This window comes from Fibrobacter sp. UWH1 (genome assembly GCF_002210365.1).
GTDB lineage: Bacteria > Fibrobacterota > Fibrobacteria > Fibrobacterales > Fibrobacteraceae > Fibrobacter.
Map to the genome: position 1 here is coordinate 23,783 of NZ_MWQG01000002.1, position 15,260 is coordinate 39,042.

Annotated in this window: 11 protein-coding genes; 6 read left to right on the forward strand and 5 right to left on the reverse strand. The window is 50.4% G+C overall.

Annotated elements, in window-relative coordinates; all coding sequences use genetic code 11:
* Positions 1-46: 46 nt before the first annotated feature.
* The 3 genes from B7992_RS01260 to B7992_RS01270 form a co-directional block, all read right to left on the reverse strand.
* Positions 47-1,153 (reverse strand): restriction endonuclease subunit S, encoded by a 1,107-nt coding sequence (locus B7992_RS01260; protein ID WP_088665422.1) that lies wholly within the window; start codon positions 1,151-1,153, stop codon positions 47-49.
* 11 nt (positions 1,154-1,164) lie between these two features.
* Entirely contained in the window at positions 1,165-2,658 is a 1,494-nt protein-coding gene (locus B7992_RS01265) for a class I SAM-dependent DNA methyltransferase (RefSeq protein WP_088665423.1), read from the reverse strand.
* A 65-nt stretch (positions 2,659-2,723) separates the two neighbouring features.
* The gene (locus B7992_RS01270; RefSeq protein WP_088665424.1) at positions 2,724-3,644 is read right to left on the reverse strand and encodes a hypothetical protein; all 921 of its coding nucleotides are present in this window, start codon (positions 3,642-3,644) and stop codon (positions 2,724-2,726) included.
* 301 nt (positions 3,645-3,945) lie between these two features.
* Here B7992_RS01270 and dapF point away from each other — a divergent pair, with 301 nt between their 5' ends.
* The 6 genes from dapF (at position 3,946) to B7992_RS01300 (ending at position 11,622) form a co-directional block, all read left to right on the forward strand.
* Positions 3,946-4,836 (forward strand): diaminopimelate epimerase, encoded by an 891-nt coding sequence (gene dapF / locus B7992_RS01275; protein ID WP_088665425.1) that lies wholly within the window; start codon positions 3,946-3,948, stop codon positions 4,834-4,836.
* Positions 4,837-4,990: 154 nt separating this feature from the next.
* Positions 4,991-6,199 carry an LL-diaminopimelate aminotransferase gene (locus B7992_RS01280; protein ID WP_088665426.1) on the forward strand — a complete coding sequence of 403 codons (1,209 nt, stop codon included), beginning with the start codon at positions 4,991-4,993 and terminating at the stop codon, positions 6,197-6,199.
* A 166-nt stretch (positions 6,200-6,365) separates the two neighbouring features.
* On the forward strand, positions 6,366-7,883 hold the full coding sequence (locus B7992_RS01285; protein WP_073233798.1) for a sigma-54-dependent Fis family transcriptional regulator: 1,518 nt from the start codon (positions 6,366-6,368) through the stop codon (positions 7,881-7,883).
* A gap of 83 nt (positions 7,884-7,966) precedes the next feature.
* The gene (locus tag B7992_RS01290) at positions 7,967-10,006 is read left to right on the forward strand and encodes an NAD(+) synthase (RefSeq protein ID WP_088665427.1); all 2,040 of its coding nucleotides are present in this window, start codon (positions 7,967-7,969) and stop codon (positions 10,004-10,006) included.
* Between the two features lie 36 nt (positions 10,007-10,042).
* Positions 10,043-11,287 (forward strand): fibrobacter succinogenes major paralogous domain-containing protein, encoded by a 1,245-nt coding sequence (locus B7992_RS01295; RefSeq protein ID WP_088665428.1) that lies wholly within the window; start codon positions 10,043-10,045, stop codon positions 11,285-11,287.
* A gap of 122 nt (positions 11,288-11,409) precedes the next feature.
* Positions 11,410-11,622: a hypothetical protein gene (locus B7992_RS01300; protein ID WP_073156592.1), complete on the forward strand. Its 213-nt coding sequence runs from the start codon at positions 11,410-11,412 to the stop codon at positions 11,620-11,622.
* A gap of 252 nt (positions 11,623-11,874) precedes the next feature.
* On the opposite strand, the gene B7992_RS01305 is transcribed toward B7992_RS01300, so the two are convergent.
* Entirely contained in the window at positions 11,875-14,487 is a 2,613-nt protein-coding gene (locus B7992_RS01305) for a DNA gyrase/topoisomerase IV subunit A (protein ID WP_073233789.1), read from the reverse strand.
* A gap of 32 nt (positions 14,488-14,519) precedes the next feature.
* Complete coding sequence (locus B7992_RS01310; protein WP_088665429.1) at positions 14,520-15,134, reverse strand: hypothetical protein; 615 nt, start codon at positions 15,132-15,134, stop codon at positions 14,520-14,522.
* Positions 15,135-15,260 lie beyond the last annotated feature (126 nt).

Here is a 15,260-nt window from a genome sequence, read left to right on the forward strand (position 1 = left end):
TATACAAAAAAAATATAAAAAGTCAAGTGAACAAGTCTTAACAACCTTACCCGAAGTATTTGTCCATGGTGTAGTCCAAGAGTTTCTGCGTCTCGGCGATGGACTGGTTGATGGAGGCCTTCTGCTTCTCGATAGAGGCAATCTTGTCGGCGAAGACTTGCTGCAGAGAAAGGGGCGGGAGGATTATGGAAAAATTACGAATGGAATTTAGTCCCACGGTTTTTTGAGCAATTCCTGTAGCAACCTTATCTGCCTCAGCTTTTACAGAAGCGCACAAGGCCCAATAACATAAAAACTGTGCAACCAAATCTGGTCCTAGTTTAATTAGCGCAATATGTCGTTGAAAACAAAAAATACGATTTTCTTTAACGAGAATCGGTATCCCATAGGAACCCGTAACGGTATATAAGACATCTCCGACTTCGGCTTTTCTATTCTCTTTTATCTTATCGTAGTATTCTTGCGGAACATAATAGGTTGAAGAAAAATCTATCGATCTGCTGTCTTTATCCACATCAGATATGGTTATAAACGGAATACCAGACTTCGATTTGGGAGGAGGCATATGGTCTCCATCAGTTATAGATCTTGACACATCTCCAAGTTTTCTTTCCTCCCAGCCTTTGGAATTTTCGATGGGGTCGCCGAACATATCGTAGAAAATGGACTGAGCCAAGGTATCCAATTCCTTCAGCTGGGCCTTCTGTTTCTCCAGCACACCATTCAGCAAATCCAACTCCGCCACAATCCGCTCCTGCTCATCCTTCGGCGGTACCGGCAATTCGCACTTGCCGTAGTCCTTAAAGTAAATGTGAGGAATAGCCACACCGGACGCAAACGAAGCCAGGTTCAAACTTTTCAACGCGTATGCAATATAGCGAATATCATTTCCGTTCTTCGGCAGAACATACTGCATCGTACCTAACAGAGAGGAGTACGCAGGATACAAATTGACCCTTCCAACACCGGAGCCGTCTTTCACAATGCCGATATATTCCGAGTCCCTATGATAAAAGTCGGCATTTTGCACGAAGCCGCTTGCCCCAAAGACCGGATAATCTCCAGTAATCCCTTCAAGCTTATTTTGCGCTATATTAGAGGACGCTTTCTCACAAATGTCCTCTATTCGCTTAACAATCCACTTTTGCTTCATACAGCACCGCCCTACAGGAACTTCTCGCGGAATTCATCCATGGCGGCGTTAATCTCGCCCTGCAATTTCTGAATACGTTTGAATACGACCTTTGGGTTCTCGTACTCCACCTTGACCTTCTCCACTTCCTTGTACTTGTTGATGGACAGGTCGTAGTCATTGGCAACAATCTCATCCACAGGAACAAAAAAGGACTGATCCTTGCGAGTGCGGTCCGTTTCGGCATCCAGGTTCTTCCAACGGGCAATAATGTCAGGGATGTCGTTCTCGGCACATTCCGTGCGCTTCTGGTCCAGGGTGTAGCCGTCGGCCTTCATGTCGTAGAACCAAACCTTGTCAGTGCCGCCTGCATTGGTCTTGGTGAAAACGAGAATCGCAGTTGAAACACCGCTATACGGCTGGAACACGCCGCTGGGCATACTGATGACTGCCTGCAAACGCTGATTCTCGATAAGTTCCTTGCGTATGGCCTTGTGGCCCGAACTGTTGCCGAACAGTACACCATCGGGCACAATGGAGGCGCAGCGTCCGCCCAGGCGAAGCATTCGCACGAACAACGCCAAGAACAGCAACTCCGTTTTCTTGGTCTTGGTAATGGCGAGCAGGTTCTTGTTGATGGACTCGTAGTCGAGCGACCCTGCAAACGGAGGGTTGGCAAGGCACAGGGAATACCGGTTCTCGTCGGTATTGTCGGTGCTAAGACTGTCGCGATACGCAATGTCCGGATTGTCGGCACCGTGCAGCATCAGGTTCATGGCGCCAATGCGGAGCATGGTCTGGTCCGTGTCAAAGCCATGGAACATTTCGTTGCGGTAATGGTCAGACTTATCCTTTTTCAGCAAATCCTTCTTATGGTGTTCCTGCACGAACTTCGCGGCTTCAACGATAAAGCCCGCAGAACCCATGGCCGGGTCGCATACCGTATCGTCCAGGTTCGGCTCCATCATGTCAACCATCATGCGGATGATGTGGCGGGGAGTACGGAACTGTCCGTTGTTGCCGCTGGCTGCCATCTTGCCCAAGACATACTCATACACGTCACCCATGGTGTCGCGGTTGTTCATGTCTAGGCCATCGATACCTTCGACAATCTTTACCAGGGTTCGGGCGCTCTGAATCAGGAAGGTGGCGCTGTCCATGAACCTGCTGTAGGCGGATTCCTTGCCGTCGTTCAGCGTCTTGATGAAAATGAACACGTCCTTGGACACCAGGCGGTACATGGCCTCGGCTTCCTTGTTCTTGAAATTGCTCCAGCGGAGGTCTGTGTATGGAACATCCCTGTCGGTTTCGGGGTTGTGCCAGTTGCCGGCCTTGAATACAGGTTCCTTCACCTTGGCGCCCATGGCGTTGGCGGCGGCCTCCTTCTTCATCTGGGCATCATCCAGCATCTTCATAAAGAACAGGTAGGTCATCTGCTCCAGGATCGTAATGGAATTGGTAATGCCCCCAGTCCAAAAAGTATCCCAGATTGCGTCAATACGGTTCTTGATTTCGCCTGTTATCATGTGGAAAATCCTGTTCGTTGTTTATGCTAAATATAATCTAAATCGGGTCTGGCCAATTTTCCAATTCACTTCAAATTGACGCTTTTGGATTTGTAGGAAATGAGCCTACCCCATCCACCCAAATTTTCCATGTAAGGGCCTGCCATCTTACCGCAAACTCCGTAAACATCGCCCTTGCCTGATAGAAGACCACTCACTCCTACTTCTATATAATACTGCCCCGCAGAGGTGTAAGAAAACGTATCCGTTAAAACACTATCCTTGAAAGCTTTTTCAGATCGTATACAATCACCACCATATTTGCAAAATTCAACAAAAGAATACAGCCCGTCCGGCAGGTTGATTCTTGCCGTAACCTGAACCTTGGAACTATCCAGTTTCTTGATTTCTGCCTTGGGCCTAACATCAATGGAATTCGGATTTTGATAAATCTTGGTTGTCTTTGCTTTCTTGGAGAAATTGCCCATATTTACGAGTTCACCATCCAGGTAATATTTCCCGTTCTTTGAATAAAAGCCCAGCTCACCTAAATTCTGGTACAAGACCGCATCTGTTTCAGCCTCGGTATAGGCGGTACCGCCTTCCATCATGGCGTCTTCAACCAAAATGCGGTTCAGCTTTACCAAGTTCATCTTGTATCGCCTTGCCGTTGCGACCATGGCGTGGGCATACCCTTGCAGTTCCCAGGGATAACGCTCGTTAAAGGATTCCAAAATTCCATTGAAAAAGAGTGACGCATCGTGTTTTGGAAGCTTGCTTTTCTTTACCGCCTGGACAACCTCATTGGACGCTTCTTCAATGGCATCGGTCAAGTCGTCGTCTAGTTCGTCTATCGCATATTTAATGTTGCGTGTATTTTCTTCGGTCTGCCTTTCTGCGGATCGATAGCCTGCCGTATTTCTACCAAACAGGAACAGATTCATCAGGTCCCCTGCAAAGGATACAGAGACGCACAGGGACAGCGCTATCACGATTCTAGGAAACATTTTGTGCATTTGGACCTCTGTTAGGGTGCTTTTTAAATATATATCCTTCTATTTGACATATTATGACAATTGGGATTGTCCGGTATTGTGTTTTGTAATGAAGTCTATTTTCTATTCTGTTCTTTTACATAAAATGTAAAAGAAATGAGTGTATTTTACATATTGTGTAAACTCTTTCGAATCATGAAACTTTGAACGCCGGTGAAAATCGGCGTTTTTCTTGTTTTTAGCTCGTTTTACCAAAAATGTAAAAATGGCACGTTTTTTGCTTTAATAGGGGCGAAAATAAGGATTACAATTTATGTCTCTCAAATTCTCTAAATGGACTGGTCTCGGCAACGACTTCGTGCTCGTTGAACCGGGTGAAGCTTTTGATATGACTCCGGGTGCAGCCCTGGACCAGCGCGTGATTGAACTGTGCGACCGTCGTTTTGGCATTGGTGCCGATGGCGTGGTGGTGGTGACTCCGCTTTCTAGCTCCGAAGAATATGTGGTGGGCGAGAAGGATGTCCGTGCCGGCTACGACTGGAACAAGAAAGGCAATGGTGTAGATTTCGAAATGCGCATTTTTAATGCTGACGGTTCCGAAGCCGCCATGTGCGGAAACGCCACCCGTTGCGTTGCAAAGTTTATTGTGTCTCGTGGCCTGGGCAACGGGACCTCTTTTGTTCTGCACACCAAGAGCGGTCTGATTAAACCGAGTATTTTGGGTTCCGCAGCAAGTGCCGCAGACCTAGAAAAAATGCAGGTTTGCGTAGACATGGGTGCTCCCCGTGATTTCCTGGGCACCATCAAGCTCTCTGCAGGCTCCTTTGATTTTACCGGTGAAACGGTCTCTATGGGCAATCCCCATACCGTGATTTTTGTAGACGATATCGAAAAGATCCAGCTTGAAAACTGGGGCGTTGTCCTGGAACACGATAAGCAGTTCCCGGACCGCTGCAACATTGAATTTGCTCAGGTGGTGGCTCCCGGCAAGATCCGTATGCGCGTGTGGGAACGCGGCTGTGGCGTGACCATGGCTTGCGGTACCGGCAGTTGCGCCACTCTGGTGGCTGCCCAGCGCACCGGTCGCGTTGGCCTGGAATCCGACGTGGTCCTGGATGGCGGAACCCTCCACATCAAGCACGAAGAAGGCGGCCCGGTTTTGATGACCGGCCCCGCGAAGGAATGTTTCAGAGGCGAGGTTTAGCTCGCCGCCATGCGTCAAAAAGGTGAAATTTAAACAAAGTAAACAGTGGTTAGTTGACAGTTCTTTTTTAGAGTGGCGAGCTGGTGCTCGCAAAAAAGATAAGGGCTTCGCCCGTTCACTAACCACTAACCACTAATCACTAACCACTTTTATTATGAACGAATCTATCATTAATCCATTTTACGATCGTCTTCCTGGCAGCTACCTTTTCTCTACTATCGCCAAGAAGATCAAGGAATACCAGGGCACCCACGCCAATGCCGACATTATCCGTCTGGGTATCGGTGACGTGACCACTCCCATTATCCCCGCAGCCATCGAAGCCATGCACAAGGCCGTAGACGAAATGGCATGCAAGAACACCTTCCGCGGTTACGGTCCGGAACAGGGTTATGACTTTTTGCGCGAAGCCATCATCCGTGGCGAATACACTCCCCGCGGCGTTGAAATGGATCCGGACGATGTGTTCGTCAGTGACGGTTCCAAGTGCGACGTAGCCAACATTCAGGAACTTTTTGCTGCCGACGTGAAGATTGCCATTCCCGATCCGGTTTATCCTGTTTACCTGGATTCCAACGTGATGGCTGGCCGTACCGGCTTTATGCAGGAAGATGGCCACTTCTCCGAAGTGACTTACCTGGCTTCTACCGCCGAAAACAACTTCCAGCCGGACCTTCCCAAGAATCCTGTTCACCTGATTTACCTGTGCAGCCCCAATAACCCCACCGGTACCGTTCTTTCCCGCGAAACTCTCCAGAAGTTCGTGGATTACGCCAACGAAACCGGTGCCATCATCCTCTTCGATGGTGCTTACAACTGCTACATCCAGGATGAATCCCTGCCTCACTCCATTTACGAAATCCCCGGTGCCCGCACATGCGCTATCGAGTTCCGCAGCTTCAGTAAGACTGCTGGCTTTACCGGCGTCCGTTGCGCCTACACCATCGTTCCTCACGAACTGGGCAAGCTCCGCGCCATGTGGAATCGCCGTCAGTGCACCAAGTTTAACGGCGTGAACTACGTTGTGCAGCGCGCTGCCGAATCCATCTACAGCCCCGTAGGTTGGGAACAGACCAAGGCTGTGATCAAGGGCTACATGGATACCGCTTTCATGATCCGCTCTGAATTGACTGCTGCCGGCTACACCGTCTTTGGTGGCGAACATGCTCCCTACATCTGGTGGAAACTTGAAAACGGCGAAAAGTCCTTCGACTTCTTCGATCGCCTCCTTGGCACTTGCGAAGTGGTGGGTACTCCGGGTAGTGGCTTTGGCCCCTGCGGCGAAGGTTATTTCCGCTTGACCGCCTTCGGTGACCACGAACAGACCAAGGTTGCCCTGAAGCGTATTAAGGAAAAATTGTAAAAATTAGCACGGAATTTGCAAAATCCTATGTAGAATTTGTGAAAATCTTACATTTCATGTAAAATCGAATGTATTTTATAAAGGATTCTTATAAGGATTGCTGACAGGCCCCGCAATTTTTATAAAAACAAGAGTGCCTGAAAAAGACCCGAACCTAGAGACTATTATGAAACAGCCCATCGGTCCAGAAATATCTGTCATCCAGAAAATCAGCGCTGCCATTATCCATGAACGCGACGCTGAAAAGCTGCTGAGCAACGTTCTTGCCATTCTGGACACAGAACTTGGCATGTTGCGCGGTACTTTCACGTTGCGTTTTGGCGATACCCTGAAGATTGAAGCCTCCCATGGCATGACTGAAGCTGAAAAGCAGCTGGGCCAGTATCATATCGGTGAAGGTATTACTGGACATGTGGCTGAAACTCGCCGTAGCCATGTCATTCCCGACCTGCGCAAGGATTCCAGATTCCTGAACCGCACTGGCTCTCGTAATTACGATAGCCAGGTGGCCTTTATTTGCGTGCCCCTGATTCATGACGAGGAGCTGATTGGAACCCTTTCTGTGGACCGTCCGGTGGATGTGAACACGGACTTGGACCACGATGTGGCCTTGCTGGAAATTATCGCCAACATTACGGGTGATGCAGCCAATGAATGCCAGGAAGTCCATTCTGAACATGCCGCCTTGCTGGAAGAAAACCAGAAACTCCGTGACATGTTGTCTGGCAATCCCACGGAACTGGTGGGTAACTGCCGCGAAATGCAGATTGTGTACGAACAGGTTCGCCAGGTGGCTCCTTCCGATGCTACCGTTTTGATTCGTGGTGGTAGCGGTACCGGTAAGGAAATGATCGCCCGCGCTATCGTGAACCTGTCTGCCCGTAAGGACAAGCCGTTCATTACCCTGAACTGTGCCGCCCTTCCCGAAAACCTTGTAGAAAGCGAACTCTTCGGTCACGAAAAGGGTGCCTTTACTGGCGCCGTGAACCGCCGTATCGGTCGTGCAGAAGCAGCCAATGGCGGCACTCTGTTCCTGGACGAAATTGGCGATCTCACCATGCAGACCCAGGTGAAGCTGCTCCGCTTCCTGCAGGAAAAGACTTTCAGCCGCGTGGGTAGTAACGAAGAGCTTCATTCCGATGTCCGCTTCCTGGCTGCAACTAGCCGCAACCTGGAAGAACTGATGGAAAAGAAGCTGTTCCGCGAAGACTTGTTCTACCGTCTGAACATTTTCCCGATTTCCATGCCGGATCTGGCCAAGCGCCAGAGCGATATCATCTTGCTGGCAGAACACTTCATCGAAAAGATGAACCTGCGCTACAACAAGAAGGTCGCTCGTTTGTCTACAACGGCCATCAACTTGCTCATGAGCTACCACTGGCCGGGTAACGTCCGTGAACTTGAAAACTGCATGGAGCGTGCTGTTCTCACTGCCGCTGACGATTGCATCCACAGCTACAACCTGCCGCCTTCGCTGCAGACCAGCCTTAGCACCGGCTCCATCATTTCTGCCGAAATGAAGAGCGCCCCGCTGGATGTGATGATGAATAACTACGAACGCGAATTGATTACCGAAGCCATCAAGCGCCACAACGGAAACATTTCTGCTGCTGGCCGCGAACTGGGCGTAAGCCCCCGCATGATGAACTACCGCATGAACAAGCTGGGGCTGAATTCTAAATAATCGGCTTGGCAAGTTCGCGGAACTAGATGTTATTTGAGTGAAGAAGGGTCTCCCTGCGGGGAGACCTTTTTTATATTTAAACTATGTTCGGATTTTATCGATTTGCTTCTGTCTGCCCCAACCTGAAGGTTGCGGACACTGCTTTTAATACTACTGAAATTATCCGTTGCGGTAAGCTTGCCCAGGCTGAGGGGGCTGCGGTAACGGTGTTCCCGGAACTTTGCATTACGGGTTATACTTGCAGTGACTTGTTCCACCAGGAACTGTTGCTGAAGAACGCTTATGCCAGCTTGCAGAAGATTGCAGAAGCATTTGCCGATACCGATATGATTGTGGCGGTGGGTTTGCCCTTGCGCATGTTTGGCCGCCTCTATAACTGTGCTGCCTTTGTGCAACGCGGAAACCTGATTGCGGTGACTCCGAAAATCCATTTGCCCAACCAGCGTGAATTCTACGAAAAGCGCCACTTTAATAGCGGACGCGACTTGCTGAATTCTGCAGATCGTATTTCCTGGGATTTCCCCGGCTTTGGAGAAGTACCGGTAACCAACTTTATCCGCACGGGTTGTCTGGACGGTTCCGAGGTTTGCTTTGGCGTAGAACTCTGCGAAGACTTGTGGACTCCTATGCCTCCCAGCGGTGAACTGGCCTTGGCCGGTGCAAATGTAATCCTGAATCTTTCTGCCAGCGACGCCTTGGTGGGGAAGGGCGATTACCGCCGAAACCTGGTCATGAACCAGTCGGCCCGTTGCATGGCCGCTTATGTCTATTCTTCTGCAGGTGTGCAGGAATCTACTACGGACATGGTGTTCAGCGGTCACTTGATGATTTCTGAAAACGGAAGTATGCTGGCCGAAAGCAAGACCTATGGCCGCGACTCCGAAATCATTTACGCCGACGTGGATGTGCAGCGCCTGAATATGCAGCGCTTGAGCGAAGGTTCCTTCCAGGACTTCGATTCTACTCCCTATTTTGCGACTGCTGCAGAATTCGGCCCTCTGCCAGAAATTTCCTTTGACGAATCGGGTTCTGCAGACGCTCTCAAGTATCGCTATGTTTGTCCCACGCCTTTTGTTCCGGGTAACATCGAAACTCGTGATGCCAACTGCAAGGAAATCTTTAACATTCAGTGTGCGGGCTTGGCCAAGCGTATCGAGGCTTCCCGCTCCAAGCGTGTTGTTGTTGGCCTGAGCGGTGGCCTGGATTCCACCTTGGCTTTGCTGGTCATTGCCGAAACTTTCAAACTGTTGAAGCGCCCCGCCTCTGAAATCCTGGTACTGACCATGCCTGGCTTTGGTACGACCAACCGCACCAAGAACAATGCGGTGGAAATGGCAAACCTTTTGGGCGTTGAACTGCGCACTGTGTCCATCAAGGACGCCTGTATGCAGCACTTCAGCGACATCGGCCACGATCCTGCTGTGCTGAACGTAACCTACGAAAATGTCCAGGCCCGCGAACGCACCCAGATCTTGATGGATGTAGCCAACAAGGAAGGCGGTATCGTGGTAGGTACCGGCGACCTTTCTGAAATCGCTCTGGGCTGGAGCACCTATAACGCTGACCATATGTCCATGTACGCCGTGAACTGCGACATTCCCAAGACCTTGGTCCGTCATGTGGTGGCTTGGTACGCCGACCGCGCCCGCAATTTCTTTGCCGCAGATGTAGCCGCTGGCTCCGCCGACGAGACTGCTGCTTTCAAGTCCGCCGATGCGCTTTCCGCAGTGCTTCGCGACATTTTGGATACTCCCGTTTCTCCGGAACTTCTGCCTGCCGACGCCAACGGCCAGATTGCCCAGAAGACCGAATCCATCCTTGGCGCCTACGAAATTCACGATTTCTATCTGTACCATTTTGCAAAGTACGGTGCAGAACCTGCAAAGATGCTGTTCCTGGCAAAGCATGCCTTCGCCGGTCTTTATCCCGACGAAGAACTGGAACGCTGCCTTACTTTGTTTGTACGCCGCTTCTTTACCCAGCAGTTCAAGCGCAGCTGCATTCCCGACGGCCCCAAGGTGGGTACCATCTCCCTGTCGCCTCGTGCCGACTGGAGAATGCCCAGCGACGCAAGCTTTGGTGACTGGCTCGCCAATTCCCTGAACGCAAGCTTTAGGGAATAACGGGAAACCTGCGCAAGTTGCAAGGAGGTGTTTTCAATGAACAAGAAATTTTTTGGAAAGAAAGTGGTAAAGTTTGGCTTTGTAGCCTTTGCTCTGGCTTTGGGCCTTGCCGCATGTGGTGATGGCGGCTCTTCAAACGGACCGGCTAATAACCATGAGGACACAAACATTTCTTCTGTTGAGTCTGAAGAAAATTTGCCCAGCTGTACAGAAAGCGGGGAAGGTTTCGTTAACTTTATTAATGGGACAAAGGAAGGTTTCATTTGCAAGGATCGTAAGTGGGTCCATTACGATATGATTGCGGACGTTGAAGAAAATCTGCCTGGCTGCACGGGGTCAAGAGAAGGCCTGTCAGCTTACCTTTATGAAGAAGACCGCGAGTTGAATTGCGTGGAAGGCTCCTGGGATGTTGTTGGCGAGGTTGCAAGTAGTTCTTCCACCAGTGTTCCTGGCACATCTTCCAGTGTCATTCCGGGCACTGACCCGGAATCTTCATCCGACGAAGCCGTTGATCTTTCTTACGCTACAAAATGCCCTGTGGGCCATACATGCACTTACGCACCTACCGAATACTTGAATCCGAAGGTCACCTATGGCGAACTTCTGGATGAGCGTGACTACCAGATGTACAAGACGGTAGAAATCTGCGACGATAAGAATGAAAATTGCCAGACCTGGATGGCCCAGAACCTGAACTATGCTTACACCGGAGTGGCTTTTGACAACGGCTATTATACCTCCGACTCCATCAGCTGGTGCTATGACGATGATCCAAGTAATTGCGCAACCTATGGTCGCCTATATACCTGGGCAGCCGCGGTTGACTCTGTTGCTATTTACAAGAATTACGGTGAGGAATGTGGCTATGGCAAGTCTTGTACCCGTTTCAGTGCCTCTGCATTGGCTACGGCGCCTGTTCGTGGCGTTTGCCCCAGCGGCTGGCACCTGCCGAGCAATGCTGAATGGGGTGCTCTCTATACGAATGTGGGCGGGGCCAGCTATGCCGGTCAGAAGCTGAAGGCGAACACCAGCCTGTGGACCTCTTATAGTGGAGTGACTAATGATGATTCTTTTGGATTCTCGGTTCTCCCTGCCGGTAACCGCGGCTACTACGGTGATTTCTACGGTCAAGGCCGCCTCGCCTTCTTCTGGAGTTCTACTGAGTACAAGTACAACGGCTCCGATGCGTGGAGCCAGTACTTCAGCTACGACTACGCGGACCAGGGCATCTACGACAAGGACTACGCGCTCTCCGTCCGTTGCCTTAAGGACTCTTTCTAACCAAGGTGCCGTAGGCGCCTCAAAAAAAAAGGCGGCGCGAGCCGTCCTCCCCCTAAAAAAAAAGGAGCCACCAGGGCGTAAGCCCCAAGGCTCCTTTTTTGTTGCAAGACAAAGGAAACCAAATGGAAGAAAAACAAGCTGCACTCTACACAAATTCTAGAGTGCTAGAAAATGAAACAGGCAACACCAGCTCCATACACATGTACCTTCGCAGGGCCCACTACCACGTCTTTGAACGGAGCGCAAGCCTGTTTCAACAATATATCGCCAAGTACAAGGTAGTGCTTACAGTTCCAAAGAATGTAGGCCGCGAAGTGGACCATGCAGGAGTTTAATAAGAGGGTAGCATTGAACTGACCCCCAAAAGGAAAAACAATGGCAAAAATCAACTACAACTCCGAGACCAGGGAACTGGAGAAACTCTTGAAGAAACTTGTTTGTTTTCGGCGTTAGGCAGAAGCTTAACGGAAATAAGAGATAGTGCATGAAAATGCAAAAAAAATCCCGGCGTTCACACTGAAACGTCGGGATTTTTTGTTTAAGGGGTATGCTGGGATTGTCGCGGAACTGGTCCGCGATGTTCCTAGTTACTTGAACAGGTCGTTGTCGCCGTCGTCCTCGCCTTCGGAATCCGAAGTGCCGTCATCGAAAGTGTCCGGCGGAGAAATGCGGCTGGCGCGCTTGACCTTCTTGGCGGTAAACTTGCTGCCCAGAGCCTTGTAGCCCTTGACTTCTGCAATTTCCGTCAGGTCCAGCTCTTCCTTCTGGACTTCGCGGCCCACCTGATATTCCATCAGTTCGCGGGCGTCGTCAGTGGCGAAGAATTCGATCATCTGGGTGTCCTTATGATCGCTGACCAGGCTGAATTCCGTAGTCATGGGGCAGCCTTCAAGATTGAAGCGCTTGACCATGTAGTTGAAGTTTCCGCCTTCGAAGTACAGCACCGTAAAGACCTGTGCAGGATCGTACTTGTGAATGTACTTGATGCCTGTACCCACGAGAATGGGATCTGCCATGTCGTGGACGCGGGCGGTTCCGTTTTCCTTGACGATAAGGACCTTGTCCTTTTCGCCGAATTCGCCGATACGGTCACCCTTCTTCTGGGTGCTGATGATACCGCTGGGGGCGTCAAAGTACAGCACGCGGGCGCCCAAGGTACTTACACCCTTGCGCAGGCGCTTGATGCTCTTGACCGGGTACTTGGTAACGATATTGCCCATGGCGCCACGGCCCTTCACTTCGATGGTGCTGAAGTCCACTTCAAAGTTCAGCTTGGTGCGGGGGCGAGGCTTCAGGGTGACTTCGACAACTTCGGCTTCGCCGTTCAGGTTGCTGGACATGTAGAGAATCTTGCTGCCCGGCTTGCCCTTGCCCATGAAGTAGTCCTTGTCGCGGGTAACGCCACCCACGTTAAAGCGCTTGATGTAGTAGGCGCCGTCCTTGCCATCAAGGTGAATCACGTTATAGATATGGCGGTCGTCATCCTTCTTGAACTTTTCGACTAGGATAATATCCTTACCTACGAAGTCCTTGTCGCTGACCTTGACCACCTTGAAGCTTCCGTCGGCCTTGAATACGATCAGGTCGTCGTATTCAGAAACGTCGAAGAGGTATTCTTCCTTCTTCATACTGGTGCCCAGGAAGCCTTCCTTGCGGTTGACATACAGCTTCTGGTTGGCGATGGCCACATGTACAGCGTTCACCTTGCCGAATTCTGCAATCTGGGACTTACGTTCCTTGCCTTCGCCATACTTCTTGAGGATATTCTTGAAGTGGTTGATGGTGTAGTCGGTAATATGTTCCTGGTTGAACTTGTTTTCGGCAATCTTTGCATCCAGTTCTGCCAACAGTTCGTCGGCCTTCTTGCGGTCGAAACGGCTGATGCGGCGGATAGGAATTTCTGCAAGCTTCAGGATTTCTTCTTCGGTGACCTCGCGGCGGAGCATCTTCTTGACGTAGGGCTTCAGGCCTTCATCAATGAGCTGGACCATTTCTTCGCGGCTCTTGGCATTCTCGATAACCTGGTAGACCTTCTTTTCTATGAAGATCTTTTCGAGGCTGGTCATGTGCCACTTGTCTTCAAGGTGCTTCAGTTCGTTCTGAAGTTCCCACTGCAGCAGGTGAACCGTATGTTCGGTGTTCATGCGCAGGATTTCGGACACGCCCAGGAATTTGGGGTGCTTGTCTACAATGACGCAAGTGCAGGGGGACAGGCTCTTTTCGCAGTCGGTAAAGGCGTAGAGGGCGTCCATGGCCACCTGGGGATCGGTACCGGCCTGCAGGTGGATCAGAATTTCCACATCGCGGCTGGTGTTGTCGTCCACATGCTTGATCTTGATCTTGCCCTTGTCGTTGGCCTTGACGATGCTGTCGATCAAACTTGAAGTTGTGGTGCCGTAGGGGATTTCGCGGATGGCCAAAGTCTTGTTGTCGACCTTTTCGATCTTGGCGCGCACACGCACGCGACCGCCACGCTGACCGTCGTTATATTCGCTAACATCGATAATGCCGCCGGTAAAGAAGTCGGGATAGAGTTCGAACTTCTTGCCCCTGAGGATGGCGATACTGCATTCGCAAAGTTCGCGGAAGTTGTGGGGGAGAATGGAGGTGCTGAGACCCACGGCAATGCCGTCGACGCCCTGAGCCAAAAGCAGGGGGAACTTGACAGGCAAGGTTACCGGTTCTTCGCTACGTCCGTCGTAGCTGGGCACCCATTCGGTGGTTTCGCCGTTAAAGACCACGTCTACGGCAAAAGGTGTCAGACGTCCTTCGATGTAACGGGGGGCTGCAGCGCGGTCGCCGGTCAGCGGGTTACCCCAGTTACCCTGGGTATCGATGAGCAGGCCCTTCTGGCCCAGGCCCACCAGGGCATCACCGATGGATGCGTCACCGTGGGGGTGGTAAGCCATGGTACGACCGACGATGGTTGCCACCTTCTGGTAACGGCCGTCGTGATTTTCGAACAGGGAGTGCAAGATACGACGTTGCACCGGCTTCAAGCCGTCTTCGTAATACGGAACGGCGCGGTCCAGAATTACATAGCTGGCGTAATCAAGGAACCAGCCGTCATACAGTTTTTCTAGGTGGTGTACATTGGACAGGCCCAGAGTAGTATCCTGGTGCTCACCCACCTTAACATCGTTAAAAGATTCTTTGGAAGTTTCTACTTCGTTTTCGTTATCGTTGTTCATGTCGCTCATAAGTCGTGTAGAAATAGAATAATGTCGTACGTTCAAAAATCAGTTTTGGGGCTTAATGTAGAAAAAATTTCTGACAGTAAAGTGACATTGCTACACCTACGGTGTTCCCCAGTTCCCGCTACAGCGACTGACATGTGTTGTGCAGCCATCTGTAACCCGACTCGATAATGTTCTGCAATGGTGTAGCCCAAATTAAGGGTGTATCCGACAGTTGACGCGGAAATCCACTCATCACTGGTTGAAGATCGGCCATTCAATTCCACTTCTGCGCTCATTATGGAACCGCCCACAAAAAAGTGAGAAAGGCTTTCGCTTTCGTTCGCCCAAATCATTAATTGTCCGCACACATCTATTTGACTGGATTTCAGATAAGTGCGACTTGCTAACGAACTGGTATTTGTCCCTTTTTCAACACGAACATTAAATGTGTCAATGGTGATTATAAAGGGTTCCCCAGGGTCGATGCTGTAAAGGATTTCATCTTTCAATCGGGCGTTCAGCGAACTTTCATAAACATCGTTTTTCGATCCCGAAAGAACGTAGTTCCAATTCGATCCTCCAACACCATACATATCAACGAGATCTGGCCTGATCAAACCGAAAGCTTCATACAAGGAGTCAAGACCTGCAAAGTTTCCCGTAGTCACGACTTCACGCGATACAAAGGTGAATGAGGAGTCCTTACGGATACACAGTTCCTTGCATGTACTTGAAGGGATGACGACCTCATGGGTATCTTCGATAAGATTGTTGACATAACCTCAATACCTAAC